The following is a 25359-nucleotide window of genomic DNA, read 5'->3' as shown; positions in this document are numbered from 1 at the left end:
TGTGGTCACGGATCGAACCGTTGTTGCCGGTTGTGCCGCACGATCCTCGCCACCCGGTCGTCCTCGACTGGACGACCGTAAGGTGCTCTGCGGGATTGGAACGAGGTCGGTGCCTGGCCACGCCTGCACGAATCGCTGCTGGCTGAACTCCACGCCACTGGTGCCCTGGACTGGTCGAGGGCGATGGTGGACGGCTCTCACGTGCGAGCCACGAAAGGCGGCCCAAAACCGGACAGAGCCCGGTCGACAGTGCCTGACCTGGCTCGAAACACCGCCTGATCACCGAGGCACACGGCATCCCCTGCTGATGCCCCTGACCCAGATGATCCCGCCAGTGCGGGGCCGCCGAGGTCGTCCTCGGCGGCGGCCGGACTCGCTGTACGCCGACCGCGGCTACGACTACGACACGTACCGTAAACAGGTGCGGGCTCTCGGAATCACCCAGGTCATCGCCCGTCGCGGCGATGAGCACGGGTCCAGGCCGGGCGTCCACCGCTGGGTGGTCGAGCAGGGATTCGCCTTGTTGCACTGGTTCCGGCGGCTGCGCATTCGGCGGGAGATCCACGACGACATCCACGAGGCGTTCCTGCGCCTGGCGTGCGCCGTCGTCTGCTTCCGTCGACTGGCCGTCCTGCGATGTTGCTGAGTGGTCTCAGGTTCGCAGGTGGGCGGTGAGAAACGCGATGGTTGCCGTCCATGCCGCGTGTTGGGCGGTCGCGGTCTCTGCCGGTGTGCCGCCCAGCGCGAGTCGGATACCGGGGCCAGGCACGATGGTTTCGGTGGTCGGCCGAAACGGCGGCACGCAGATCCCATGCCCAGCCGCCGGATTCCGCAGGTGCTGGTGGAAAAATGGGTGCTGGTGGTCAGTCAGGCGACGCAAGGCGATGTCGCTGAGTGCCGCACAGGGCCACTGCTGATCGTCGCCCGCGGAGATCAGCAGAACGGCGCCCCGGATGCGTTCGACCGGAATGGTCGCGGCCGCCAGCCGCTGGGTGTCCTGCATGCCGTGTGCGAACGCCGCGCGCATCACGACCGGCTCCCCGGCATCGACCTGCCGACGCACAGCGGGCGTGGCGGGGTTGGCGATGAACGGCAGCGGCGTGTCACGCCAGGTCCATGGTGCGACCTCGGTGTCCATGATGTGCAGAAAGTCCCCGTTGGCGGTGTCGCCGTCGATGCCCTGGGTGACGACGCCACTGCCGGCCAGGCTCACCACGGCCGCGACCTCGGGGAACATCGCCCCGGCCAGGAGCGCGGCTTGGCCGCCGAAGGAAGCACCGACCACGCCCAAACCCTGGCCACGGACCTGTTCGTGACTGGCGAGGTAGCGCAACGCCGTGCCGAAATACTCGACGGGAATGCGCACCAGGCGTGCGGGAACGCCGGCAGTGCCGAAGTAGGCCAGGGCCAGCACCGTGAACCCGTGCCCGGCCAACAGTGCCGCGTCGTCCTCGTGCAGGCCGCCTTCCGAACCGCCCAGCAACAACACTCCCGGACAGGGACCATCCTGCGGGGTGAACAAAATCCCCGCCAAACCCTGCGTCCGAACGTCGGTTCTGCGCACGCCGCTGGGCAACCGCAGACGGTCCACCCGGTGGCAGGCGACTGGTTGGCCGCCGCGTTCGGCGGTCAGCAGCAACGGAACAGGCGAGAGAGCATCCGCCGTGGTCACCTCATCCGCATTCGAGCCTGTCTCCCGGGTCATCGACCAGACCAGACCCATCGGATCCACGCCGGTGTAACTGCCGTCTACAGGTGCGGTCGACGTCAAGTCCAGCACACCACCGGATGGCACGACGAACTCCGCGCGCGAGGCCCACCAGACGCCATGCCGGTCAAGGCTGCGAGCGCGGATCGTGACTCGCGCGCCCGCAGGAACACCAAGCAGTCGGATGTGCAGCGAATCGTCCAAGGCCGGGCGTTCAGGGGACACCTGGAGTCGTATGTCATGGCTGGATGTTGCCGTGCTCGTCATGGTCCATGAGCGTGGAGGACCACGAACGGTCGCGTCCAAGCGCCAGTGGGCGCCATCACACCAGCAGAGCTTCCTGCCACCGCATCCCGCAGGCCAACGGGTTTTGTTAGGAACTTTGAGCCGGTTTCCCGCGGCTGCCGCTGAGCGCGACGACCAAGGCGACGACCGCGGTCAGTCCGTGCAGCCAGTTGTCCGCCCAGTTGACGTTCACCGGGTCGTCGCGTGCGGTGCTGAACGCCGTCGCCAGAATCCCGTACGCGGTCAACCCGGTGAACGCCACGAACAGCACCCAGCAGTACGCGACAGCGCCGGAAAGCTTGCGTGCGGCCAAAAGACCGAGCAAACCCAGTGCCGTGTGGACGATGTTCAGCACCGTGCTCGAACTGAACAGCCAGACGGTTCGCGTGGTGTCGTGCCCGGCGTGCGCGGTTTCCGGCACGAAAAACCCGGCGATGCCGAGGACCAGATAGATCAGCCCGAGCACGGCGACGACCGGACGGGCCCAGGAACGGGTGGTGACCGTCGGCATGAGGACTCCTTTCCGTGATGGCCCGCGGCGGTTTCCCTTGCTATTCCTCGCGAAGCGACTTCGCGACGGAACCGCCGGCTTCGTCGGCCTGTTCGCCGGGATCGGGATCCGCCCGGCGCTGCGGGAGATCCTCCGCCGGGGCTGCGGCCCGGGCCGCTTCCGCGCGGGCGAGCGTCTCGTCGTCGGGCGGGTTCGGCACGGGCTGGACGTCCGGCCGTTCCTCGGCGAGCCTGCGGCCGAGCGGCTGGCCTTCGCGCGCCTCGGCGGGCGTCGTGGCCTGCTGCGTTGCCGGACTCCAGCGTTCGGCGGGTTCGACGCCCTCCTCTAGCGGGTCGACTCGCAGTTCGTCCTCGTCGAGGGATTCGGACTGATCGAGCGTTTCGGGCTCGGCCGGATCGCTGTCGGCCATCATGCTCCCTTCTCCGTGCGGCGCTTTCCTCGCCGGGTACCCGCCGGGAAGGGGACAAAACGATCTCAGGCGGCGGCGAGATCGCGGATCGCGGTCTGCGCTTTCTGGATTTCCTGTCCGACCAGGAGCGCGGTGAAGCGGGCGACCGAGATGCTGTGCGCAGCCGAGGCGACCGCGTCCCAAGCCGCTTGTGCGTCGCCCGAAAGGTGTCGCATGCGACCGGCGAGCAGGGCCTCTTCGAGGTGGCCGGACAAGTCGGGGAGGAGTTCGGAGAGGTCGTCGGCGAGGATGCTCAGCGAACCGAGCGTCCGGTACAGCTCCGCGGGGGATTCGTAGCCTCCGGCGCCGGCTTCGCGACGGAGCCTGCGCAGCGCGGTCTGCGCCTGCTCGGCCGGTGCGGGAGACATCGCTTGATGGTCCATGGACCGCTGGTACCCGGTCGTGGGACGGCTAACCGGACGGTTGCCGGGCGGTTGCGGGCCGTTGTCCCGGGTATCCGGGAACGATGGACGGCATCGTCGAACTGATCCGCAGGCGGGCCTGCCTCGCGGAAACCCGCGACGCCGAACGCGTCGCGCACGCGGTGCTGCGGACGTTGTCCGAGAGGATTTCGCCGGAAGCGGCGGGAAGTTTGGCCGCGCAACTGCCGTCCGAGTTGGCGGAAGATCTGCGCCCCGGCGGCGGTCCGGTCGAAGAAGGCTTCGAACTGACGGAATTCGTGGGGCGGATCGCGGAGCGGGCGAATCTGCCGGATCCGGAAGCGGTGCACCGGGCCGGTGTGGTGCTGGACGTGCTGGGCCGGGAGACAGTGCACGTCGCGGACGAGGTGTGGGACGTGCTTCCGGAACCGTTGCGGCGCCTGGTGGAGGCGGAGCGGTCTCGGGTCGCCTGATTCAGGTGTTCCGCATCCGGGGCCGGTGCGGCTGGACGTGGCCGCCGGGTTCGCCCGGAATGTCGCGGTCCACGTGGTCGGCGTGGTGCAGCGCCTGGGCCAGCAGGCCGCGGACGTGCTCGTCCGCGGCGGAGTAGTACACGAACGTCCCCTCGCGGCGGCCCTTCACCAGGCCCGCGAGCCGGAGCTTGGCCAGATGCTGGCTGACCGCGGTCGGCGCGGCCCCGGCCAGTTCGGCGAGGCAGGCGACCGACGATTCTCCCTGCAGGAGCGCCCAGAGCACCTTGATCCGCGTCGGGTCCGACAGCAGCCGGAAGCTTTCCGCGGCCAGGTGGACCTGCTCGTCGGAGGGCATGTCGAAATCCGGCAGGGAGGAGTGCATGTCCCGATGCTACCGCCCCTTCTCGACTACCTGCGCATCTGCGCAGGTATGCTGACAGTCGAGCGGCCCGTGCACGCGGTCGCGAGAGGCCTCGAGCATCCCGGGAGCACCTGATGGCAGAGCCGCGCCGCGACCGTCCGCAGCCGGAGCACGGCCACGGTCATGGGCACGGCCACGGGCACAGCGAGCCCGCGACCTGGCGGCACCGCATCAAGCACTTCTTCACTCCGCACAGCCACGACAGCGCCGATCGTCTCGACACCGCTCTCGAAACCAGCCAACGCGGCATCCGGGCGCTGATCTGGTCGTTCGCCGCCCTCTTCGGCGCGGCCGTCATCCAGCTGGCTCTGGTCGCGGTCACCGGCTCGGTAGCCCTCCTGGGCGACACCATCCACAACTTCGCCGACGCCCTCACCGCCCTCCCGCTCGGCATCGCCTTCGCCCTGGGCCGCCGCGCCGCGACCCGCCGTTACACCTACGGCCTGGGCCGCGCCGAGGACCTGGCCGGCGTCGTCGTGGTGCTGATCATCGCCGGATCCGCCGCGCTCGCCGCCTACGAAGCGATCGACCGCCTGCTGCACCCGCACCCCGTCCAGCAGCTCTGGGTACTCGCCGCGGCGGGAGTAGTCGGGTTCGGGGGCAACGAACTTGTCGCCCGGTACCGGATCACCGTCGGCCGCGAGATCGGCTCGGCCGCGCTGGTCGCCGACGGCCTGCACGCCCGGACCGACGGCTTCACCTCGCTGGCGGTCGTCCTCGGCGCGGCAGGCGTCGCCCTCGGTTTCCCGGCGGCCGACCCGGTGATCGGTTTGCTGATCACCGTCGCGATCCTGTTCGTCCTGCGCGACGCGGCCAAGGAAGTCTTCCGGCGGCTGATGGACGCCGTCGATCCGGCGACCGTCGAACTGGCCGAGCAGACGGCCGCCGCGGTGCCCGGGGTGGAGGGCGTCCGCGAGGTCCGGATGCGCTGGATCGGCCACAGCCTGCGCGCCGAACTCGCCGTCCAGGTCGCCAACACGCTCACCGTCGAGCAGGCGCACGAACTCGCGCACAGCCTGGAACACGAGCTGATCGCGGCAGTGCCCCGGCTGACCGCGGCGGCGGTGCACGTCGAACCGGCGGTCGGGGCGGAGGCCGTGCACCTCGGCTGAGTGTCCGCGGCGGATCGACCGATCGGTTGATCCGCCGCTCCGCCCGGGCAGGCCGGAAAGTCTGGCCACGCAGTCGATTCGCCGCACCGGTGCCGCCCGGCACGGTTGACGCATGGCAATCATCGAGGTGGACAGCCTCGTCAAGCGGTACGGCGGGCAGGCCGTCGTCAACGGCGTCAGCTTCGCCGTCGAGCCGGGCGAGATTTTCGGCATTCTCGGCCCGAACGGAGCTGGCAAGACCACGACCGTCGAATGCGTCGAAGGACTGCGGAAGCCGGACGGCGGGGCGATCCGCGTCTGCGGCCTCGACCCCCAGCGCGACGACGGCGAACTGCGCCAGGTGCTCGGCGGACAGCTCCAGGAAAGCGAACTGCCGGACAAACTCAAGGTCGGCGAGGCGCTCCAGCTGTACAGCTCGTTCTATCGCGATCCGGCCGATTGGCGGGAACTGGCCGAGATCCTGACGCTCGACGGCAAGCTCGGCACCCAGTTCCGCCGGCTGTCCGGCGGCCAGAAACAGCGGCTGTCGATCGCGCTCGCACTGCTCGGCAATCCGAAGGTCGCGGTGCTCGACGAACTCACCACCGGACTCGACCCGCAGGCCCGCCGCGACGTCTGGGCCTTGGTCGAGCGGATCCGCGCGCGAGGCGTGACGATCCTGCTGGTCACGCACTTCATGGAGGAAGCCGAGCGGCTCTGCGACCGGATGGCGATCATCGACGCTGGTCAGGTCGTCGCGGTGGACAGTCCGGCCGGACTGGTGTCGCGCATCGACGACCGGCAGCGGATCCGGTTTCGCGTGCCTGGGCCACTGGACGACGCGGTCCTGACCGGACTGCCGGAGGTCGCCGCCGTCGAGCGGGCGGGCAGCCAGCTCGTCGTCACCGGAACCGGAAACCTGCTGCTGGCCGTGACGGCCGCGCTCGCCCGCCATCAGCTCACTGTCGCGGACCTGCGAGTGGACCAGACCACGCTGGACGACGCGTTCGTCGCGCTCACCGGCCGTTCCATCGAATCCTGAGGAGATCCCGGTGCCCGCTTTGGTCCGGCTCGCCGCCACCGAAACGAAACTGTTCTTCCGCGAGCCGATCGTCGTGTTCTTCGCGCTCGCCTTCTCGCCGATCCTGTTCGTCGTGCTCGGCCTGATCCCCGCCCTGCGCGAACCCGGCCCGGACGGGGTCCGGATGATCAGCCGGTACCTGCCGATCGTGGTCGCGATGGGAGTTTCGCTGTTCTCGCTCAGCGGTTTGTCGCAGCTGTTCGCCTCCTACCGGGAGAAGGGCGTGCTGCGGCGAATGCGGCTCACTCCGGTGAAACCGACGGTGATGCTCGGCGCGCAATCGCTGATGGCCGTGGTCCTGTCGGCGGCGTCGACACTGGTCATTCTCGTGCTCGGACGGCTGGCCTTCGACGTCGACCTGCCTCGGCGACTGCCCGCGTACGTGCTCAGTTTTATGCTGCTGGCCTTGGCGTTGTTCGGGATCGGACTCCTGGTCGCGGCGCTCGCCCGGTCCGCCAAGAGCGCGAGCGCGGTCGGTTCGCTGGTGTTCTTCCCGCTGGTGTTCTTCGCCGGACTCTGGGTGCCGCGTGCCAGCATGAACCAGGTTCTGCTGACGATCAGCGACCTGACACCGCTCGGCGCGGGCGTACAAGCGTTGCAGGACACCGCTTCCGGGAATTGGCCGCAGCTGTTGCACCTCGGGGTCATGCTAGGGTGGCTTGTCGTGGCCGGGGGCTTGGCCGCACGCTACTTCCGCTGGGAGTAACAGGTGGGCATCGAGGGCGATCTGCGCGAAGAGTTCGACCGCTGGGAACACGCACAGACGGCGACCTTCAAAGTGCTGCCTTACTGTCTTCTCGCGGTCAGCGTGAGCATTACTTTGCTGCAGCTGCCAGTGCAGCTTCCGCTCATTCTGGGGCTTTCTTTCGCGGCGGCGCTTTGGCTGCTGTGGTTTCACACGCTTCGTCCGCACGCCTTGAGGGCGGGGTATTACGCCGGTCTGCTGGCGATGACGGCGGTCTTGGCGGCCCTCGCGCCGTGGTACGGCTTGTTCGCGTTCGCCGGTTACCCGCAGGCTTTTCAGCACCTGACGGGACGTTCGCGGTACGCGGGCGCCGCGGCCACCGCGGTGATCTCGGCGATGGCGTTCCTGGGCGGGATCGCCAAAATCAACGCGGAGAATCTGTGGTGGGTGTGGCTGGGCGTCAGCGCGCTTTCGGTCGCGCTGGCGGGAGCGGTGTTCTATTTCGTGGAAATGGCTTATCGGCGCAATGAACTGCAGAAGCAGGCGCTGGCGGAAGTGCACGAGGTCAATGTGAAGCTGGAGGCCGCGTTGGCCGAGAACGCCGGACTGCACGCGCAATTGCTCGTCCAAGCCCGCGAGGCCGGGGTCCTGGACGAACGGCAGCGGATGGCGCGGGAAATCCACGACACCCTCGCCCAGGGCCTGGCCGGAATCCTGACCCAACTCCAGGCGGCTGAGCAAACCGCGGCCGAGCCGACGGTGCTGAACCGCCACTTGGCGAACGCGACGAACCTGGCCCGGGAAAGCCTGGTCGAAGCGCGTCGAACGGTCCAATCCGTCGAACCGTCGGTGCTCGCCGAAGCCCGGCTCCCGGAGGCGATCAGCGAGGTGACCAGGAACTGGTCGGCGGCCAACGACGTCGACGCCGTGCTCACCACCACCGGCGACGCCCGGCCGATGCACACTGACGTCGAGGTGGCGTTGCTGCGGACCGCGCAGGAAGCGCTGTCGAACGTCGCCAAGCACGCGCGGGCGAACCGGGTCGGCCTGACCCTGTCGTACATGCCGGACCTGGTGACTCTCGATGTCCGCGACGACGGCGTCGGTTTCGAGCCGAATGCCAAGCGCGCCAACGGTTCCGCGAACGGCGGATTCGGACTGGCCGGGATGCGGCAGCGGGTGCAGCGCCTCGCGGGGCGACTGGACGTCGAATCGGAACCGGGCCGCGGCACGGCGATCTCGGCGACCGTGCCCGCGATTCCGGCCGGGGGCGAGCGATGATCTCGCTGCTGATCGTCGACGACCATCCGGTGGTGCGCGACGGCCTGCGCGGCATGTTCAGCGCCGACCCGCGGTTCGAGGTGGTCGGCGAGGCCGCCGACGGGGCGGCGGCGATCACCGCCGGTGAGGAACTCCGTCCGGACGTGATCCTGATGGACCTGCGAATGCCGCGAACGGACGGCGTGACGGCGATCAAGGAGCTGGCGAAACGCGGTGTGCCCGCGCGAATCCTGGTGCTGACGACCTATGACACCGACAGTGATGTCCTCCCGGCCATCGAAGCGGGAGCCACCGGGTATCTGCTGAAGGAAGCCCCTCGGGAGGAGCTTTTCCGTGCGGTCGAGGCCGCGGCGCAGGGCCAGGCGGTGCTGTCGCCGACAGTCGCGACCCGGCTGATGGGACAGCTGCGCCAACCGGCGGCGGACCCGTTGTCCGACCGCGAGTTGGAGGTACTGCAGCTGATCGCGAAGGGAGCGACGAATCGTCGGGCGGCGGAGCAGTTGTTCATCAGCCAGGCGACGGTGAAGACGCATCTGCTGCACGTCTACGCGAAACTCGGAGTAAACGACCGCGCGGCGGCGGTGGCTGCCGGGTTCGCGCAGGGGTATTTAACGCTGTAGGGCTAGAGCGGTGCGTGGAGGGTGAGTTCAAACGGCGCGAACCCGCGACTACGGTAGAAGCTGATGGCGGATTCGTTGGCCGCATAAGCTGTGACGCTGAGCTGGTTCGCGCCGGATTCTCTGGCCCACGCGAAGAATTCTTCCGCCAAGGCTGTTCCGACGCCGATTCCTCGGTGCGCGGTGTCGACGCGGAGGCTCTCCAGCACGCCGACCACTGCCCCTGGCCGGAGCGGGTCGGGGCGGCGGATCCGGCCGATCAGGTGACCGATCGCGGAACCCGAGGCGGAGAACGCCAGCAGGCACAGGGAATCGTCGCGGTGTAGTAGATCGGCGAAGTAGGCAGAGCCTTCGCGGCGCGGCCAGGTGAGGTCCATCCATGGGTCGCGCTGACCGCCGTCCTCGGCGAACAGGGCCGTTGCCGAGGCGACGAGCTGCGGTACGGATCCAGATGTGGCGCGGACGACGACAGCATTCATTCCGAAAACGATAACCGGCGCGATTTATCTTGGAAATATCGAATTGCTGCGGAAGCCGCGGGTTGCGGGCCGTGAGGGGAACCCTGAGGGACTCAGAGTCCATGAAGGTTCCCCTCACGGCACACCCGCCACGCAACCGCTAAGCCGACCAGACCCGCTGCCCGCCAACCCAGGTCTCCCGCACCTGAACCCGATCCAACGCCTCCGGATCCGACTCGAACGGGTCCTCCGCCAGCACCGCGAAATCGGCCAGGAACCCCGGCGCGAGTTGCCCCTTGGTCGTCTCTTCGCCAGAAGCGTAAGCCGACCCCGTCGTATACACGCCGAGCGCCGCCTCGACGCTGATCCGCTGCGAAGGCCCGAACAATTCCCCGTCCGGCGCCCGGCGCGTCACGCAGCTGCGCAGCGCGTACAGCGGCGGGAACGGCCCGCACGGATGGTCGGACGAACCGGCCACAGCGACCCCGGCGTCGAGCATCGACCGGTGGGCGAACATCCGCTCGACGCGCTCCTCGCCGTAATACCGGGTCAGCTTGTCCCCGTGCGCGGCGGCGTAGTTCGCGAACGGCACCGCGATCATGCCGTGGTCGCGCATCCTCTTCAGGATCTCGTCGTCGATGATGGAACAGTGTTCGATGCGGTGGCGCGGGTCCTGTCGCGGGTGGGCGGCCTGTGCCTGGTCGACGGCGTCCAGGACGCGGCGGATCGCGCGGTCGCCGTTGGCGTGCACGCAGACTCGCCACCCGGCGTCGTGCACGTGCCGCACGGTCTCGGCCAGCTGAGCGGCGGAGACGCGCTCCAGGCCGTAGCTGTCGGTGCCTTCGATGGGCTGTTCGACCAGGCAGGTCCCGCCGTTGACGGCACCGTCGGCGAAGGTCTTGACCCCGCCTAGCCGCAGCCGGGTTTCCGGAGTGAGCGGGGAGCCGGGGAGGGCGCGGAAGTAGTCGAAGTGGTCGTAGGCGGCCAGCGCGTTCACCCGGAGCGTCAGCTGGTCCTGGTCGGCCAGGTGGCGGAGCATCTGCCATTCGGTGCGGCCGACCAGGGCGTCGCCGACCGAGGTGATGCCCGCGGCGTGCAGGTCGGCGGCGTGCCGGGTGAAGGCGGCGGCCAGTACCTCGGTGGGCGGGTCCTTCACGATCGTCGGACGCGGGGTGAAGGCCGGGAACGCCAGGTCGTAGAGGGCTTGGTCGTGGACGACACCGTCGAGGCGGCCGGCGGCGTCCCGCCCGAGGTGGCCGCCGGGCGGCGGTTCGCTGGCGTCGGTCAGGCCGGAGAGTGCGAGGCCGGGGGAGTTGAGGACGCCGGCGTGCAGCGTCACGTGCACGACCAGTACGGGGTGGTCCGGGCAGGCTTCGTCCAGCTCGGTGCGGGTGAGTTCGCGGCCGCCGTTGCTGCGGAACGAGTCGTAGCCGCAGCCGATGACCCATTCGCCGGGCGGCGTCGCGGCGGCTCGTTCGCGCAGGGCCGCGGTGAGGTCGGCGGTCGAGCGGATCCGGGACGGCGACAGGTCGACCTGCAGCGATTGCGCGGCGACGACGGTCGGGTGCTGGTGGGCGTCGTTGAAGCCGGGGATGACGGTGGCATCGCCGAAATCGTGCACTTCCGCCGAGGGGAACTCGCCGCGCAGGTCGGCGACGCTGCCGTGCGCGACGACCCATTCGCCGCGGACCGCGAAGGCCGGAGGCTCGGCTCCCGCCATGGTCACGATGCGCCGGGCGGTGACGATCTGCACGGATTCCGGTGCGGACACGAGGTTCCCTCCAGGTTCGAAGCAGGCTGCCGCGCGGCGCGATGTCCACAAAGGACAGTGGCAACGGTGCCGCACCGCCGATTCTAGGGGCGGCGCGGGTGCGGGCGCATCGTCGAAGCGGGTTGCGGCAAACGGGTGATCTAGGTCCCACCCGGGTGAGCTGCGGAATGAGAAGCGGCCGCGCGGCGGTGTATACGCTGGAAGCACAGGGCACCAGGCCCGGCTCCCGCGACGGCAGGAGGCTCCCATGTCCGGCATCGGTTCGGCGCGGGCCGCGCTCACCGCTGCGGCGGAGCCATGGGAGATCCAGGTCGGCCGCGACCTCGCCGACCGGCTCGACACCAAACCGCCTTCCCGCTGGTCCCGGCCGGGCGCGGCGGCGGAGGACCTCGCGGACCTGGTCGGCCCGGGCGAGGTGGTCCTGGCCCCGTCGGCGACCCGGCCGTCGAGCGACGGCGTGGTGTGGACGCCGGAGCAGGCACTGGGCGCGGGCGCGCGCGGGGTGGCGCTGTGGGTCGACGACCTGCCTTATCCGCGCATCGTCGGCGCGATCCCGTACCCGGAGCTGATCGCGGTCGAGCACGCGATGGCCGGAAAGCATGCCTGTCTGGTGCTAACCGGCGTCCGGACAACGCTGGTTTTCCGTTACCGCTCGTGGGCATGGCCCGCGGTGGCCGACCTCTTGACGCACGTGCGATCGCGCGCGCATCGGCCCGGCGCGGCGGAACCGGCGCACGCGGGGCCGCCTTCGCTTGGCTGGGACCGGCTTCCGGCGTCCCCGCTGGTGGCACTCGGGCATACCCGGCATACGCGCTACCTCGGTGCGGAACCCGAACTGCCGCGGCGATGGCTGTGGCAGCAATCGCGGCCAGCCGCGTTCGTCGCGCTGACGCGGCAGGAACTGGTCGTCGTCCAGCACGTGCTGGGGCGGCGGCCGTTGACGCACGGGGTGCAGTTGCTGGCGGTGGCTCGGGATCGGGTCACCGGTCTTGCCGGGCGGGGTGGTCGGTTGCGTATTGCTGCGTCGGCGGGTGGGTTCGAGGTGGACCTCGGTGCCGAGTTGGCGGGGGAGGCGCGGTCGCGGTTCGGGCCGATGTTGCGTGCGGACGGGCGGCGTCGGGTGGTGCGGAAGACGTCCGCTCCGCAAGCCTGATCCGGTTGGTGGTGGTCCGGCATGTGCTGGGGTGGCGGCCGTTGACGCACGGGGTGCAGTTGTTGGAGGGCTCGGGGTCGGGTCACCGGCCTCGCCGGGCGGGGTGTTCGGTTGCGTATTGCTGCGTCGGCGGGTTGGTTCGAGGTGGACGTCGGTGCCGAGTTGGCGGGGGAGGCGCGGTTGCGGTTCGGGCCGATGTTGCGTGCGGATGGGCGGCGTCGGGTGGTGCGGAAGACGTCCGCCCCGCAAGCCTGATCCCGAGTTCTCGCGCTGCACAAAGGAAGTCGCACCGGCCCAGCGGCGGCCGGACGAGGATCGGACTGTGCGGTGCCGCCGAACGGCGCGCGCACGGCACCGTGATCGCCGCCGTGCCGCGGATGATGAAGACGGCGCTGGCCGGTGTACGACGCCTACACCAGCGCGTGAACTTGTGGTAAGCAAGCGGGCTATGCGCGGAAAGATGATGCGCGGCTTGGTGGTCGCCGCGATGAGCCTGCTGACCTGTCTCGTCGCCGCACCGCCGGCACCGGCCGCACCGGAGCCGAAGGCGCCGCCCGAGTTCGTCGCCCTGCGCGACGTCGATCCGACCATCGTGCAGGAAATCCGCTACATCACGCCACACAACTTCACTGGCGCGCCGGTCGACGGCTACCGGCAGCCGATGTGCATCCTGACCCGCGACGCCGCGGTGGCGTTGCACAAGGCGCAGCTGTCGTTCCTGCGCCAGGGCTACACGCTGAAGGTCTACGACTGCTACCGGCCGCAGCGCGCGGTCGACAACTTCGTGCGCTGGGCCGAGGACCTGTCCGACCTGCGGATGAAAGCCGAGTTCTACCCGCGCGTGGAGAAGGACCGGCTCTTCGAGGACGGTTACATCGCGGCGAAATCCGGGCACAGCCGGGGAAGCACGGTCGACCTCACGCTCGTCCGCCTCCCGGCGTTCCCGACGCGGCGGTACCGCCCCGGTCAGCCGCTGAAGCCTTGCTACGGCCCGGAAGCCGACCGGTTCCCGGACAATTCCATCGACATGGGCACCGGCTTCGACTGCTTCGACACCCTCGCGCACACGCTCGACCCGCGGATCGTCGGCAAGCAGAAGGAGAACCGGATGCTCCTGCTGCACGGGCTGGAGCGGGCCGGGTTCAAGAACCTGCCCGAGGAATGGTGGCACTACACGTTCCAGCCGGAGACCTTCCCTGCCGCGTATTTCGACTTCCCGATTTCGCGGAGGTCGCTGCGCTGCCCGGTGGCTTAGCTAGCTCTCCTTCGCGGCGGACTTCCGCAGTCCCCGGCGCACCAGCGGCCAGAACAGCGCGATCACGGCCAGCGACACGATGCTCGTCCAGACCTGGGTGCGGGCGGAGTCGTCGGTCAGCAGCATGACCACGATGATCGCCACGACGCCGAGGACGGTCAGAATGCCGAGCCACGGGTGCAGCCACATCTTGAGCTTCAGCCCGGCGCGCTCCTCCGGCGTCATCTTCTGTCGCATCCGCATCTGGGTGCACGCGATGAACGAGTACACGAACAACGCGACCAGGCCCGCGGAGTTCATGATGAAGTCGAAGATGCCGGAGTCCGGCGCGACGAAGTTGACGAAGACCGCGATGTATCCGCCGATCGTGCAAGCCACCACCGCGACGACCGGCACGCCGGACTTGCTCTTCTTCGCCACCGCCCGCGGAGCCAGCCGCTTCTCGGCGAGAGCAGAGAACATCCGGCCCGCGGAGTAGAGCCCGGAGTTGAGCACCGAACACGCGGCGGTCAGCACGACCGCGTTCATCACCAGTCCGGCGCCGGGGAGCCCGAACAGCGTGAAGGCGTGCGCGAACGGCCCTTCCTGCTTGGGATTCGGCAGCTGGTTCCACGGGACGATGGTGACGATCAGCAGCACCCCGCCGACGAAGAACAGCAGGATCCGCCAGATCACCGTGCTGACCGCCTGCCGGACACCCTTGGCCGGATCCTCGGACTCGGCCGCGGCCATCACCGCGATCTCGGTGCCGAAGTAGGAGAAAATCACGATCGCGACGCCGCTGAGGATCGGCCACCAGCCATTGGGCGCGAATCCGCCGTGCTGCCAGAGGTTCGGGATCGAGAAGTTCGCCTTCGGCCAGAGCCCGAACGCGAACAGCGTGCCGACCGCGAGGAACACGATGATCGCGGCGACCTTGATGCTCGCCAGCCAGTACTCGACCTCGCCGAACGACCGCGCGGACACCAGGTTCGTGGTGGTGAAGAACAGCAACAGCAGCACCGAAAACACCCACTGCGGCACCGCCGGGAACCACCCGCCGAGCACCGACCCGCCGACGACCGCCTCGAACGCGATCACGCCGATCCAGTAGTACCAGTACAGCCAGCCGACGAGGTACCCCGCCCACTCGCCGAGCCCCACCCGGGCGTACTCCATGAACGACCCGATCGCCGGACGCGCCGCGGCCATCTCGCCGAGCATCCGCATCGCGAGGAAGACGAGGAGCCCGCCGATGAGGTAGGAGATGACGGCGGCCGGTCCGACGGCGCGCACGACGTTCCCGGAGCCGACGAAGAGGCTGGCCCCGATGATGCCGCCGAGGGCGATCATGGTGATGTGCCGGGAGCGGAGCTTCTTGGAGTTGGTGGTGGTTGTTTCGCTTGTGGTTGTTGCGCCTGCGGTCGGCTCGGCGGGGCTCGCCTTGTCTGCGGCCGCTTCGCTTGGAGTTGCGTCGCCGGGGGTTGCAGTGCGTTCGGCTGCCTTGGAGGGGGCTGCGTTGCTCGCGTGCGTTTCGGCCGGGGACGCGGTGCGTGCAGTTGTCTCGGCTGGGGTCGCTTTGCCCTCGGTCGCCGAGCTGGGCGCCGTCTTGTCTGCGGCGGTCTTGCTCGCGGTTGCCTCGTCGGGGGTCGCCGTGCGTTCGGCTGCCTCGGCTGGGCCTGCTTGGCTCGCGGGTGCTTCGGCCGGGTTTGCCGTCCGTGCAGTCGCTTCCGCCGGGATCGCCGTGCCCTCGGTCGCCGCGCCGGGAGTCGTTTTGCCTGCGGCCGCTTCGCCCGAGGTCGCCTCGCCCGGGGTGTCCGGGCTTCCCTGGCCCTGCTCGGTGATCCGATCAGCCATTGATCGATCTTCCTCTCGTTCGGCCGTGCCGTCCCGCGTCGCGCCCCGGCCGACAACGTTGTCGGAATCGGCCGCGGAGCTGGGCCTCGCTGACGCGGGACAGTGTGCGGCCGCCGGGTCCGTCGAGGCTAGGTGCGAGCGGGTCAGGATGCTGGACGGGACAGTTGTCGATCATCCGAATGGAGCAGCGATACGCGCCGGATTTGTCGGTTATCGACCAGCTCTGGTGCGGAATCCGTTGTTCAGGCTCGCTGGAGGTCTACCAGCGTCTCGGTGATCTGGTGCCTCGTGCTCGCCGCCACCCGAGGATTTGTTGTCGCGTAAGCGGTGTAGGCGTTGAGGCCGGTGCTCAGCGCGTAGCCGTGCCCGCGGGCGTCGGGTTAGTGCGGCTGGGAGAGGTCGCCGGGCCGGAAGGTGTCCACTGTGGTGCTGACAGGCGTGTCGAGGTCGGTCTTGTGCTCGCGCGGGTAAACCCAGCGAAGCGAGGCCGTCGAATCGGCCCCAAGGAAATCGCGCTCGTAGAAAATTTTGCCGTCGCTTTGGTAGCCGGAAATCGAGTAGTGATCGCCTTCGTCCTTGCGATAGGTCACTTGGCCGCCGTTCGCTTCTGTCTCGGCGGCTGCGTCGGCCAATGCCGCCGCGGAGGTTCGGCCGCCCGCGTTGGTGCCCCATACGGTCAGGGTCGCGTCGAGGGCGGTGTTGGTGAACGTCATTCCGTCGCCGTTGTCCGGGCTGTAGGGCGCGGCGGTGTAACCCTGTGGGATGCGCACGGTGAAGCCGAATCGGGGGTTCGTGTAGGTGTTGCTTACCGGTGAGGATGATGGCGGTGTCGGCGAGGAAGGCGTTGCGGTGCCGAGCATTGTCACGAACTTCGGTTGCAGCAGATCGGAGATTTCGGCGTACGGGACGGTTACGGTTTCTTTGCCCGCCGCCGTAGTGCAGCCCAGGTCGTACCACAGGATCTCGAATTCGGCCCCGGTCTTGGTAAATCCGATCGAGGCCGCCGGAACGTGCCCGCGCGCCGGGGTCTGGTCGGCGGCGTCGATGGTGGTTTTCCGGCCGTTGTCGTCGACGGACGCCAGCTGGCAGAAACCGTTCCTGGTGTGCGGTTCGATCCGGTCCGTCAGCGTTCGCATCCCGGCCGCGGTCAGCACTTCGGGTCGGAACATGTCCGGCGGGCCGAGCGGGTTCCCGGTGGCGAGGTCGACGGTGACGGTTTCCGGGAACCGCCACGTCGTGTGCCCCAGCACTTTCGAGTCGAGATCGTGGTCGTAGCGGACGGAGAGCAGCGTCGGGGTCCGCAGCAGAATCTGCGCGGTCGATCGCGCGGCGGGGGTTTCTCCGGCTTCGGTGAACTGGCTTTGCCAGTTCGGATTGGCGCGCGCGTCGCGAATGGCCTTCAGCCGCTTGTCGATCGGGGCGCGCAAAGCGTCGTTGAGGCGTTGCCGCACAGCGGCATCCGGTCCGCCGGACACCTGCGGATACTGGAGGTCGTAGGTGATGGGGAGGGCTTGGTCGCGTCCGGAGTCGGTCCGCATCGCGACGGTGAGCGGCGCGGACGCGGGCGGATCGTCCTGGCGGTTGAAGACCAGGATTCCGCCGGTGACCAGTGCGCCGACGACCACGAGCACCGCGACGACCTTGCCGACGATCACCGCGGTCGCGCCCGCTCCGGTGCCGGTGGCAGGCACCCCGGCTGCCACCGCGCCAGCTCCGATCGGCGCGGCGGCGGTGCCCGCAGTGGTCAGGAGGGCCAGCGGGGTGAGCGCGGTCAGGGCGGCGGCTGAGGTGGCGAGACGCTTCCAGCCGCGCTTCTCCCAGTCCTTGCCGTAAGCCTTGCGGGCGACGGTTTCCAGTTCGGCTACGAAAGCGTCCGATGTGGACGGTCGCCAGGCCGGGTCCTTCGCCATTCCGCGCGCGATCAGCGGACGGAGTTTCTCCGGCACCGCGTCGAGCGGCACCGGTGCCATCTGGTGCAGCGAGCGAAGTTCGTCGGTAGTGCTCGCTTCGAACGGCTGGTGTCCGGTGATGCATTGGTAGAACACGCAAGTCGCGGCGTACACGTCGGTGGCGGGCTGGCCTGGTTGCCCGGCCCACTGCTCGGGTGCCATGTACGACGGGGAACCGGCGGTCAGTCCGTTGTGTCCGTCCAAAGTGGCCAGTCCGAAGTCGACCAGTTTCGACTGGCCTTCCCGGGACACCAGCACGTTTCCCGGTTTGTAGTCGCGATGGACGACTCCGGCGGCGTGCGCGTCGGCGAGGCCGAGCAGCGAACCCTTGAGGATGGCCAGTGCGGATTCGGGGGCGAGAACGTTCTCGGTCGCCAGGAGCGCGCGCAAGGACACGCCGGGCACGGCCTCCATTACCAGCGCCGCGCCTTGCGGCGTTTCGATGAAGTCGAACAGCTGCACGACGTGCCGGCTTCGGACGCCGGACAGCAGCCACGCCTCGCGCCGGAACGCGGCCGCGAGGTCCGGGTCGGCGAGGTATTCCGCGAGCAGGTATTTGATCGCCACCATGCGGCCGGAGTCCTGGTGCTTGGCCAGCACGACGCGCCCGAAGCCGCCGACGCCGAGCACGTCGACCTCGGTGAACCCGGGCGCCTGCCAAGTGTCGCTCATCCCCGCCGCTTCCCCTCCCCGCGAGGACGGTCGCGGTCCGCGAGAGCGTACTCCGGAAATGTGGCAGTGGGGGTGGAGTTGTCACATTTGTGCCTCGGTCGTGGGAAGCGCGGGGTTTAGGCCGCCGAGGTGCGGTTTTGGAGGGTGCGGGGGTGGGACTCGTCGGTTTTGTGCGTTGGCCGAGGGGTTCCGTTCCTTGGCTGGACGGACGGCTTGCGAGCGGGCTGGTGTTTCGCCGGAGGCTGGAGGGCGTGAAGGGCGAGGGCTCAGCAGGCACATTCCCTCGCTCGGCGTCGCGGCACAGGGCTGCGCGGACGGGTGCTTCGCCGGGAGCGGGAGGTTGTCGAGGCGTCACATTCGCTGTTCGGCGGAGGGGTTCAGCAGGCGCATTCCCTCTTTGGTAGTGCGGTAGAGGACCTCGCGGCCGGACCGTCGGCCGGAGACCAGGCCGCTGTCTCGCAGGACCCGGAGGTGTTGCGAAACGGCGCTCGGCGACACGTGCAGGGCGTCGGCGAGGTCGGTGGTCGTGGCGGGGGAGCGCAGTGTCTCCAGCAGTTCGGCTCGACGTCGGCCCAGGAGGCGGACCGCGGGTTCGGCGGGACGGCGTTCGGCGGCTGTCCACAATGCACCGCTGCCTCGGGCCGGGTAGCGGATCGTGGTTTGCGTGGTGGTGTGCAGTTTGATCATCACCCACGGCGGGCCGAGCACGACGGGGGAGAGAACCAGTCCGCCGGCGGGCCGTCCGGGCGAGGGGCGGTGGTCGCCGTCGAGGGTGAGTCGGCTGTCGTGCCAGTTCAGTTTGGTGTGCAGGTCGGCGAACAGGTGGCGCGCGCCGCCGTCGGCCCATTGTTTGGCGCGGTAGGCGATGTCGGCGTCGAGGACTGCGCGCAGCCGGGCCCAGTGCGGTGCGATCAGGCGGTCGTGCGCCTGGCGGAGTTCGGCGGCGATGGCGCGAAGCCCCGCTGCGGGGTCGGCGGCGAGTGCCCGGGCGGGGGCAGGCAGGTGATCGCCGAACACGCCGTGCAGGCTTTGCCGGACCTGGCTCGCGGTGGTCCGGAGCATCGCGGCCAGCGCCTCGTCGATCGTGTTCGCCGCGCGGGCCGGGGCAGGCAGGAGGAACTGCGGCCAGCTGGCCCGTCCGGTGACGAGCAATGGCCAGGTCCAAGGCAGGTCCAGCGGACGGGCGGCGAGTTCGTTCGCGGCCCAGCGGGTCCAGCGTCGGTGGCGCGTCGGGCCCCAGCAACCGGCGAGGGTCTGCAGACCGGAGACGGTCTCGGACAGCGGCGAGACGGCGAGCCTGGTGGCGGCCAGGTCGCCGGTGCTCAGTTCCAAAGTGAGCGGCACGTCGCGATTATGCGGCACTCGGCGGGTGTTCGGGTGAGATCGGCGGGCCAGTGGGTGGGTGTGGCGGCCTGACGGTCCTGTTGTGCTTGGGGGCGAGTCGGCCGAACTCGCGCGTGCGGTGCGGGGCTCGGTGGATTGTTCAGGGGACAAGGCACCGAACCAGCGGTCGCGGCGACGTCTCCGTTATGCAGCACTCGGCGGTTGCCTCAGCCGAGCGCGGCCGGGTCGCCGAACCACCGGGCGAGATGGCGGTCGAGGTCGTGCTGGTCCTCGCCGATCCAGGCGACGTATCCGTCCGGACGGAGCAGGATGGCCGGAGCATCCAGAACCGCGGCGGAGTCCGCGAGGAGGTCGACACGGTCCGCCCAGCCTTCGATGTTCAGCCGGTCAGTGCGGTCGAGCAGCAGGCCTCGGCCCTGATGCAGGCGGTCGTAAAGGCGGCCTTGTTTCAGGTCGAGGTCGGGGAGACGGCGGCCCAGCAGGTCGGGACCCTCGCCGAAGTCGTAGCGGAGGTCGATCGCGGTGATTTTCCCGATCAGGCGGCGGTTGACCTCGTCGAAGTCCATCAGTTCGGTGAGCAGCCGGCGCACGGCCCGCGGTCCCGCTTCGGCGGAGGACAGTTCCATCTGGGCGCGGGTGTTGTCGAGAACGTCGGCGGCGACGGGACGGCGTTCGGCCTGGTAGGTGTCGAGCAGGGGGCCCGGGGCCCAGCCGCGGACCTGGGCGGCGAGCTTCCAGCCGAGGTTGAACGCGTCCTGGACGCCCAGGTTGAGGCCCTGCCCGCCGGTAGGCGGGTGGATGTGCGCGGCGTCGCCGGCCAGCAGCACGCGGCCGACCCGGTACTGCTCGGCCAGGCGGGTGGCGTCGCCGAAGCGGGACAGCCAGTTCGGGGAGTGCATGCCGAAGTCGGTGCCGGCGATGGCGCGCAGTTGGTGCTTGAAGTCCTCGAGAACGGGCGGTTCCGCGCTGATGCCCACGGCCGGGACCACGACGCGATAGACGCCCTCGCCGACCGGCCCCAGCATGAACCGCTTGTCGGTCTCGCGGATCTCGGCCGCCTTGGCGGTGATCTCCTCCTGCGGCGCGGTCGCGGACATCTCGCCCATCAGGGTCTCGGTCCGCGAGGGTTCGCCGGGGAAGCCGACGCCGAGCAGCTTGCGCACGGTGCTGCGCGCGCCGTCGCAGCCGACGAGGTACCGCGACCGGATCCGCTCGCCGTCGGCCAGTTCGACGGTCACTCCGTCCTCGTCCTGTTCGAAACCGGCGACCGCGCAGCCGTGCCGGACCTGTGCGCCCAGTTCGATCGCGTGGTCTTCGAGCAGGCGGACGACGACCGGCTGCGGAATGCCCAGCAGGTACGCGGAATCGAGGCCTGCGGGTGCGGGTTTGGGGATGCCCGCGAAGATGCCGCCGACCGGACGCTGCCGTCCGCGTTCGAGGACTCGCTCCAGCAGTCCGCGCATAGCCAGCTGTTCGAGGCTGCGGATATGCAGGCTGACGATGCGGGCGAGGGGGACCGGCTCGGTTTCCTTTTCCAGGACGAGGACCCGCACGCCGTGCAGCCGCAACTCGGCGGCGAGCATCGCGCCGGTCGGGCCGCATCCGGAGATGACTACGTCGATCATGAACCACCTGTTCGTTCGGTTCTCCTGTGTTGAGCCGCGGTGTGCTGGACCGCAGCCGGCGTTCGGCGGGATGTGCCCGGCTGCCGCTCGACCCGATGCCAGGGACGCCAACCTCGCCAAAACGCCCGCCCCATGCCCTCGTTGCCGCTTGCTCGTGTCCGTGAGGGGAACCCTGAGGGACTCTGAGTCCCTCAGGGTTCCCCTCACGGACAGCCGCATCCCGCACCGCACCCGAAGTGCCGCTTGAGTTTCTGGCATTGGCTGCTCGGCGTGGTCGGGAGGGGTTGGCTGCTGCGCATCCGCTTGCCGGGTGCCTTGGCCAGCGCGTCTTGCTGTGGTGTGCCCGGTCGCGGTGCGTCTGGCCGCCACCAGTTCGACCGCGGGTTGCGTTTGACCGTCTTGTGTCGGCTCGCGTGGTGGGCTTGGCTGCTGCGCGTCCGCCTGTCGCCAGCTCAGCTGCTCGCGCTCGGTTGCCGTGTGCAGGGCTGCTGCGCGCCCGGTCGCCATCCGTTCAGCCGCACCGCGCCTGGCATCCGTGCGTCCGGACGCAGCGGATCCAGCCGTCGTGCGGGGTCGTCGGCAGGCGTGGCCGCAGGCGGACCCGCCGGGCCGGTTCCGGATTCGCGCAGGACTTGGCATCGGCCGGTCAGTCTGCAGCGCCCGGGACCCTTCGGCAAGCGAAATACCGCGGCTCAGCCACCACACGGCGAAACATTCGATGTAGCTCCAGCCTACATGATGGCGAACACCTGTTCGACCCGGAAAAGATCCCGGGCATGAAGGCAAGCGACGCGCAGACCAAGCTTCCCGCCGCGTACTGGCGGTTGTGGTGGGCCTCGGCGGCGGACAACGTCGGCGACGGTGTTTTCGCGGCCGCCGTTCCGCTGCTGACGGTCACGATCACCCGCGATCCGGTGCAGGTCTCGGTCGTCTCGGCGGCGACCTACCTGCCCTGGCTGCTGCTGTCCTTGCCCGCTGGTGCGCTCGTGGACCGCCGCGATCGGGTCGGTCTGTTGTGGCGGTCGCAGGCGTTGCAGGCGGCGATCGTCGCGGTGGCCGCGGGGCTGATCTGGCTGGGGCGGATCGACATCGCGGGTCTGGCGGTCATGGGGTTCGGGCTCAGCGCGTGCGAGGTCGTGTTCGCCAGCGCGTCGCTCGCGGTGGTGCCGGACCTTGTCTCCGACGCGCAGTTGCACCGGGCGAACGGCAGTCAGTACGCGATCGCCAATGCTGGGCAGTTGTTCGTCGGGCCGCCGATCGGGAGTCTGCTGTTCGCGGGAGCGGCGGCGTTGCCGTTCGGTGTGGACGCGGTTTCGTTCGTGGTGTCCGCTGTGCTGCTGGCGACCCTTCCGAGGCGCCAGTTGCCGCAGAGCGCGCGGCCGCCGATCCGGGTCGCGGTGGCGGAGGGGGTGCGCTGGCTCGGGCGGCACCGGTTGTTGCGGACTTTGGCCGGGCTGCTGGCGGTGAACACGTTCTGCTACCAGCTCGGCAACGTCACCGTCGTACTGCTCGCGACGCAGACTCTGCACGTCAGCGAGCGCGGTTACGGCGTGCTGCTCGCCGGGGCGGCGGTCGGCAGTGTGCTGGGCGGGATGGTCAACGCGCGGGTGGTGGCGAAAATCGGGGCGCTGCAAGCGTTGTTGACCGCCTTGGTCGCCAATGTCGCGATTTTCGGGCTCATCGGCGTCAGTCCGAATGCGGTCGTTCTTGGTGCCCTGTTGGGGATCAACGGATTCGCGACGACGCTCTGGAGCGTGGTCACGGTCAGCCTGCGCCAGCAGGCGGTGCCGACGGAACTGCGCGGGCGGGTGCACAGCGTCTACCGGATGCTGGGGTGGGGGTTGATGCCGCTGGGGTCGCTGGCCGGCGGGCTGGTCGCGGACGTGTTCGGCATCCGGGCTGCCTATCCGGTGGCGGGAGCGGTGCGGGGGATCGCGTTGGCCGTCGCGCTGCCGGTGCTTCTGCCGGCGATGCGAGCCGGGAGGTCCGCTGAGTGACGGGCAAGTGAAAAATGCGGCGGAAATGTCCTCAGTGGACGTATTCCGGAACCGCACAGGTCGAAGGTCAATCAGTGGGCAACCGACCGTATGGTTTCCTTTACCGTCCTTTTCGGAATAGTCCTCTTATTGGCAGGCCGCCGATAAGGGGACTTTCTCTTCGCGCCGTCAATAAGGCGGCTCCGCTGTTCGGCTATTGGTCGCGGAGAAGCTGCAACGTTTCGGTCGGCGGGGGCGACTGTGCGGGCGGAGGTGCTTGTGACGGAATCCACAGAAGCGGCGCGTACTCGAGCGGGACCGGAACATCCGAAGGGCGGCCGCGGGAGAGCGAGAGCTACTGCCGTCGCGCGCCATTCGTGTGGTCTCCGGGCGCCGGTGAATTCCGCTCGGCGGGATGCTCCGGAATTTTCCGGTGATCGGGTGAGGTTTAGCGGGCGGATTCGCTGATTCTCTGAGATCGACTTGCCGCGCTACCTGTCGGAAGCCTTTTGGCCGAAGGCGGAAGGTGATCGTTTCCCGCGAGACGGCGGAAGCCGGGCCAGCGGCCGCGAGGTTGCTGCGGTCGGAGTAACGGCGACGGCTGTTGGCACCACTTCTTTGGTGGCGGCCGTCGATTCGGTGGTGTCGGAGACAGCGGGTTTACGCTGGTCGGCGCAGCGGGAATCGGTGCTGTGCGCGGGATGAAGATCCACCGAATGCGAAGGCGGATCATCCGCTTATCTGCGTGTCGCCCCGAGGTGTGAGCCCGTTGTTCATATTTTAGAATGGTCTCGGCAATGTGTGACGCTGGGTGCGAACCGGCGTAAGCGGGAGTCCATCGTTTGGCGGTTGCTGGAGCGCGACCGAGCTAGGCAGGGTATGGATTCCGGTGCGGGTCCGGACTGCGTGACGCCCGCACTCCTGCTGGGGGATAGTGCTGCGCGAGCAGGGGGCAATTCCTCGTGCGGCTTCAACGAGTATTCGAAAGGCATGGTCATGCACTCCCGGAAAGAAAGATGCGAAGTCCCGAGACCGCGCCCGGTGCCCGGCGTCGGCAGCGCGGACCGGCTCGCGGCGGTCCTCGCGCGGCTGGCGGTCCGGCATCGGGCGCCGGGAGCGCAGGTCGCGGTCTGGTCCGCCGGCGAGACCGTAATGGTCCAGACCGGTGCCGAAAGCCGGGGCCGGCCGATGCGGGAGGACTCGCGGGTGCCGATCGGCTCGGTCACCAAGGCGGCGACCGCGACGCTGGCGATGATGCTCGTCTCCGACGGCGATCTCGAGCTGGACCAGCCGGTCGGCGAGATTCTGGGCGACCCCGGGCTTTCCTGTGCGCTGACCCTGCGCAGGCTGCTGAGCCACACGAGCGGGCTGCCCTCGGACCCGGCCGACGCCGCGGGGACGGCCCGGAAAGAAGTGCGGTCCGCGGAGTTCGTCTGCGAGCCGGGGACCGCGTTCTCCTATTCGAATCTCGGCTACGCGCTGGTCGGCCTGTTGATCGAAGAGGTCACCGGGATGGACTGGCGCGAGGCGGTCGAGTCGATCCTGTTGCGGCCCTTGGAGATCGAACCGGTTTACGTCGACAGTCCGGGCATCGCGACCGGGCATGCCCGCGACGGCGAACGTCCGCTCGATCAGGTGCTGCCGCCGATGCTGGACCCGGCGGGCGCGCTCGCGCTCAGTGCCCGCGACCTCGTCGCGCTCGGCCGGGTGCACCTGGGCAAGCCGGGATTGCTCGACGTCGTGACAGCCAGTGACCTGCATCGGCCGGTGCCGGGCGCGGAACCGTTCGGCCTCGCGGACGGCTGGGGACTGGGGCTCGCCTGCTTCGGCGAGGAGGAGTTCCGCTGGCTCGGCCACGACGGAACGGCCGACGGCACCTCGTGCCACCTGCGGATCGACCAGGCCGGCGCCTGTGTGCTCGCGCTGACCGCCAACGGCGCCGGGGGCACCGACCTCTGGCACGACCTGGTCGACGAACTCCCGGGACTCGGTCTCCCGTCCCAACGCGCCCAGGTTGCGGAATCCTGCCCGATTCCGTTTCCAGACGGCGATTTCGGCAATTATCGCAACGGGGCCATCGGATACACGATCCGGTCGGACGCCCGCGGCGACGCGTGCCTCGACGTCGACGGCGACGTCTTCCCCGAACTGACCCGGTACGCCGACGGCACGTTCACCGTCCGCGATCCGGCGACCGGCCGCGCCACCCCCTGCGGCCGGTTCCGCGGCGAACCCGGCGCGGCGACCGCCGTCGAAATCGGCGGCCGGCTCGCGCGGCGGTGCTGAGCGGCCTCTCGAACCCCTTGTCCCCACCCGCGCCCGGCGGGATCCCTTGGTGT

Annotated in this window: 21 protein-coding genes and 1 pseudogene; 11 read left to right on the top strand and 11 right to left on the bottom strand. The window is 69.2% G+C overall.

What is annotated here, in order from left to right:
* Positions 1 to 87: 87 nt before the first annotated feature.
* Positions 88 to 646, top strand: a pseudogene (locus D0D37_RS18020) (transposase family protein); the annotation flags it as partial.
* A 6-nt stretch (positions 647 to 652) separates the two neighbouring features.
* Here the strand turns inward: D0D37_RS18020 and D0D37_RS18015 are convergent.
* From D0D37_RS18015 to D0D37_RS18000, 4 genes are all read right to left on the bottom strand, one after another.
* Positions 653 to 1975, bottom strand: a complete 1323-nt coding sequence (locus tag D0D37_RS18015; protein ID WP_116201712.1) for an acyl-CoA thioesterase/bile acid-CoA:amino acid N-acyltransferase family protein — start codon at positions 1973 to 1975, stop codon at positions 653 to 655.
* Between the two features lie 106 nt (positions 1976 to 2081).
* On the bottom strand, positions 2082 to 2504 hold the full coding sequence (locus D0D37_RS18010; protein ID WP_116201711.1) for a DUF4383 domain-containing protein: 423 nt from the start codon (positions 2502 to 2504) through the stop codon (positions 2082 to 2084).
* 40 nt (positions 2505 to 2544) lie between these two features.
* On the bottom strand, positions 2545 to 2916 hold the full coding sequence (locus D0D37_RS18005; RefSeq protein ID WP_341867988.1) for a hypothetical protein: 372 nt from the start codon (positions 2914 to 2916) through the stop codon (positions 2545 to 2547).
* 62 nt (positions 2917 to 2978) lie between these two features.
* The gene (locus D0D37_RS18000; protein ID WP_162834290.1) at positions 2979 to 3320 is read right to left on the bottom strand and encodes a hypothetical protein; all 342 of its coding nucleotides are present in this window, start codon (positions 3318 to 3320) and stop codon (positions 2979 to 2981) included.
* A gap of 98 nt (positions 3321 to 3418) precedes the next feature.
* Between D0D37_RS18000 and D0D37_RS17995 the strand changes: the two genes are divergently transcribed.
* Entirely contained in the window at positions 3419 to 3805 is a 387-nt protein-coding gene (locus tag D0D37_RS17995; protein ID WP_116201709.1) for a DUF2267 domain-containing protein, read from the top strand.
* A 1-nt stretch (position 3806) separates the two neighbouring features.
* Here D0D37_RS17995 and D0D37_RS17990 read toward each other — a convergent pair whose 3' ends face one another.
* Positions 3807 to 4187, bottom strand: a complete 381-nt coding sequence (locus D0D37_RS17990) for an ArsR/SmtB family transcription factor (protein ID WP_116201708.1) — start codon at positions 4185 to 4187, stop codon at positions 3807 to 3809.
* A gap of 113 nt (positions 4188 to 4300) precedes the next feature.
* Between D0D37_RS17990 and D0D37_RS17985 the strand changes: the two genes are divergently transcribed.
* The 5 genes from D0D37_RS17985 to D0D37_RS17965 all read left to right on the top strand — a co-directional run bounded on the left by D0D37_RS17985 (position 4301) and on the right by D0D37_RS17965 (position 8984).
* The gene (locus D0D37_RS17985; RefSeq protein WP_208720016.1) at positions 4301 to 5338 is read left to right on the top strand and encodes a cation diffusion facilitator family transporter; all 1038 of its coding nucleotides are present in this window, start codon (positions 4301 to 4303) and stop codon (positions 5336 to 5338) included.
* A gap of 112 nt (positions 5339 to 5450) precedes the next feature.
* Complete coding sequence (locus tag D0D37_RS17980) at positions 5451 to 6359, top strand: ABC transporter ATP-binding protein (protein WP_116201707.1); 909 nt, start codon at positions 5451 to 5453, stop codon at positions 6357 to 6359.
* Positions 6360 to 6369: 10 nt separating this feature from the next.
* Positions 6370 to 7104 (top strand): ABC transporter permease, encoded by a 735-nt coding sequence (locus tag D0D37_RS17975; RefSeq protein ID WP_116201706.1) that lies wholly within the window; start codon positions 6370 to 6372, stop codon positions 7102 to 7104.
* A 3-nt stretch (positions 7105 to 7107) separates the two neighbouring features.
* Complete coding sequence (locus tag D0D37_RS17970; RefSeq protein WP_116201705.1) at positions 7108 to 8364, top strand: sensor histidine kinase; 1257 nt, start codon at positions 7108 to 7110, stop codon at positions 8362 to 8364.
* Complete coding sequence (locus D0D37_RS17965; protein WP_116201704.1) at positions 8361 to 8984, top strand: response regulator; 624 nt, start codon at positions 8361 to 8363, stop codon at positions 8982 to 8984. The genes D0D37_RS17970 and D0D37_RS17965 overlap by 4 nt, the downstream gene beginning before the upstream one ends.
* Positions 8985 to 8986: 2 nt before the next feature.
* Here D0D37_RS17965 and D0D37_RS17960 read toward each other — a convergent pair whose 3' ends face one another.
* Positions 8987 to 9460: a GNAT family N-acetyltransferase gene (locus D0D37_RS17960; RefSeq protein WP_116201703.1), complete on the bottom strand. Its 474-nt coding sequence runs from the start codon at positions 9458 to 9460 to the stop codon at positions 8987 to 8989.
* A gap of 139 nt (positions 9461 to 9599) precedes the next feature.
* A complete protein-coding gene (locus D0D37_RS17955) occupies positions 9600 to 11210 on the bottom strand; it encodes an amidohydrolase (protein WP_116201702.1) in 1611 nt (536 codons plus the stop codon).
* Positions 11211 to 11457: 247 nt separating this feature from the next.
* On the opposite strand from D0D37_RS17955, the gene D0D37_RS17950 reads away from it, so the two are divergent.
* Both D0D37_RS17950 and D0D37_RS17940 read left to right on the top strand, forming a co-directional pair.
* The gene (locus D0D37_RS17950; RefSeq protein WP_116201701.1) at positions 11458 to 12363 is read left to right on the top strand and encodes a hypothetical protein; all 906 of its coding nucleotides are present in this window, start codon (positions 11458 to 11460) and stop codon (positions 12361 to 12363) included.
* Positions 12364 to 12811: 448 nt separating this feature from the next.
* On the top strand, positions 12812 to 13618 hold the full coding sequence (locus D0D37_RS17940; RefSeq protein ID WP_116201700.1) for a M15 family metallopeptidase: 807 nt from the start codon (positions 12812 to 12814) through the stop codon (positions 13616 to 13618).
* On the opposite strand, the gene D0D37_RS17935 is transcribed toward D0D37_RS17940, so the two are convergent.
* The 4 genes from D0D37_RS17935 to D0D37_RS17915 form a co-directional block, all read right to left on the bottom strand.
* Positions 13619 to 15454, bottom strand: a complete 1836-nt coding sequence (locus tag D0D37_RS17935) for an amino acid permease (RefSeq protein ID WP_244223560.1) — start codon at positions 15452 to 15454, stop codon at positions 13619 to 13621.
* Positions 15455 to 15834: 380 nt separating this feature from the next.
* Complete coding sequence (locus D0D37_RS17925) at positions 15835 to 18075, bottom strand: protein kinase domain-containing protein (protein ID WP_116201699.1); 2241 nt, start codon at positions 18073 to 18075, stop codon at positions 15835 to 15837.
* Between the two features lie 351 nt (positions 18076 to 18426).
* Entirely contained in the window at positions 18427 to 19419 is a 993-nt protein-coding gene (locus D0D37_RS17920; protein ID WP_116201698.1) for an ArsR/SmtB family transcription factor, read from the bottom strand.
* A 206-nt stretch (positions 19420 to 19625) separates the two neighbouring features.
* The gene (locus D0D37_RS17915; RefSeq protein WP_116201697.1) at positions 19626 to 21044 is read right to left on the bottom strand and encodes an FAD-dependent monooxygenase; all 1419 of its coding nucleotides are present in this window, start codon (positions 21042 to 21044) and stop codon (positions 19626 to 19628) included.
* 776 nt (positions 21045 to 21820) lie between these two features.
* Between D0D37_RS17915 and D0D37_RS17910 the strand changes: the two genes are divergently transcribed.
* Both D0D37_RS17910 and D0D37_RS17905 read left to right on the top strand, forming a co-directional pair.
* Positions 21821 to 23041, top strand: coding sequence for an MFS transporter (locus tag D0D37_RS17910; RefSeq protein ID WP_116201696.1), 1221 nt, complete (start codon positions 21821 to 21823; stop codon positions 23039 to 23041).
* A gap of 1020 nt (positions 23042 to 24061) precedes the next feature.
* Complete coding sequence (locus tag D0D37_RS17905) at positions 24062 to 25306, top strand: serine hydrolase domain-containing protein (RefSeq protein ID WP_244223559.1); 1245 nt, start codon at positions 24062 to 24064, stop codon at positions 25304 to 25306.
* Positions 25307 to 25359 lie beyond the last annotated feature (53 nt).

The sequence above is a fragment of the Amycolatopsis circi genome, from assembly GCF_003385235.1.
Classification (GTDB): domain Bacteria; phylum Actinomycetota; class Actinomycetes; order Mycobacteriales; family Pseudonocardiaceae; genus Amycolatopsis; species Amycolatopsis circi.
Note: the sequence above shows the minus strand (reverse complement) of the source record. Positions and strands in the feature narration are given on the sequence as shown.

What these genes read in the sequence shown, in the direction of transcription:
- D0D37_RS17910 (WP_116201696.1), top strand. Translation starts at nt 21,821, where the DNA reads ATGAAGGCAAGCGACGCGCAGACCAAGCTTCCCGCCGCGTACTGGCGG.
- D0D37_RS17960 (WP_116201703.1), bottom strand. Translation starts at nt 9,460, where the DNA reads ATGAATGCTGTCGTCGTCCGCGCCACATCTGGATCCGTACCGCAGCTC.
- D0D37_RS17990 (WP_116201708.1), bottom strand. Translation starts at nt 4,187, where the DNA reads ATGCACTCCTCCCTGCCGGATTTCGACATGCCCTCCGACGAGCAGGTC.
- D0D37_RS17995 (WP_116201709.1), top strand. Translation starts at nt 3,419, where the DNA reads ATGGACGGCATCGTCGAACTGATCCGCAGGCGGGCCTGCCTCGCGGAA.
- D0D37_RS17980 (WP_116201707.1), top strand. Translation starts at nt 5,451, where the DNA reads ATGGCAATCATCGAGGTGGACAGCCTCGTCAAGCGGTACGGCGGGCAG.
- D0D37_RS17965 (WP_116201704.1), top strand. Translation starts at nt 8,361, where the DNA reads ATGATCTCGCTGCTGATCGTCGACGACCATCCGGTGGTGCGCGACGGC.
- D0D37_RS17940 (WP_116201700.1), top strand. Translation starts at nt 12,812, where the DNA reads ATGCGCGGAAAGATGATGCGCGGCTTGGTGGTCGCCGCGATGAGCCTG.
- D0D37_RS17915 (WP_116201697.1), bottom strand. Translation starts at nt 21,044, where the DNA reads ATGATCGACGTAGTCATCTCCGGATGCGGCCCGACCGGCGCGATGCTC.
- D0D37_RS18005 (WP_341867988.1), bottom strand. Translation starts at nt 2,916, where the DNA reads ATGATGGCCGACAGCGATCCGGCCGAGCCCGAAACGCTCGATCAGTCC.
- D0D37_RS17950 (WP_116201701.1), top strand. Translation starts at nt 11,458, where the DNA reads ATGTCCGGCATCGGTTCGGCGCGGGCCGCGCTCACCGCTGCGGCGGAG.
- D0D37_RS17985 (WP_208720016.1), top strand. Translation starts at nt 4,301, where the DNA reads ATGGCAGAGCCGCGCCGCGACCGTCCGCAGCCGGAGCACGGCCACGGT.
- D0D37_RS17935 (WP_244223560.1), bottom strand. Translation starts at nt 15,454, where the DNA reads ATGGCTGATCGGATCACCGAGCAGGGCCAGGGAAGCCCGGACACCCCG.
- D0D37_RS18000 (WP_162834290.1), bottom strand. Translation starts at nt 3,320, where the DNA reads ATGTCTCCCGCACCGGCCGAGCAGGCGCAGACCGCGCTGCGCAGGCTC.
- D0D37_RS18015 (WP_116201712.1), bottom strand. Translation starts at nt 1,975, where the DNA reads ATGACGAGCACGGCAACATCCAGCCATGACATACGACTCCAGGTGTCC.
- D0D37_RS17925 (WP_116201699.1), bottom strand. Translation starts at nt 18,075, where the DNA reads ATGAGCGACACTTGGCAGGCGCCCGGGTTCACCGAGGTCGACGTGCTC.
- D0D37_RS18010 (WP_116201711.1), bottom strand. Translation starts at nt 2,504, where the DNA reads ATGCCGACGGTCACCACCCGTTCCTGGGCCCGTCCGGTCGTCGCCGTG.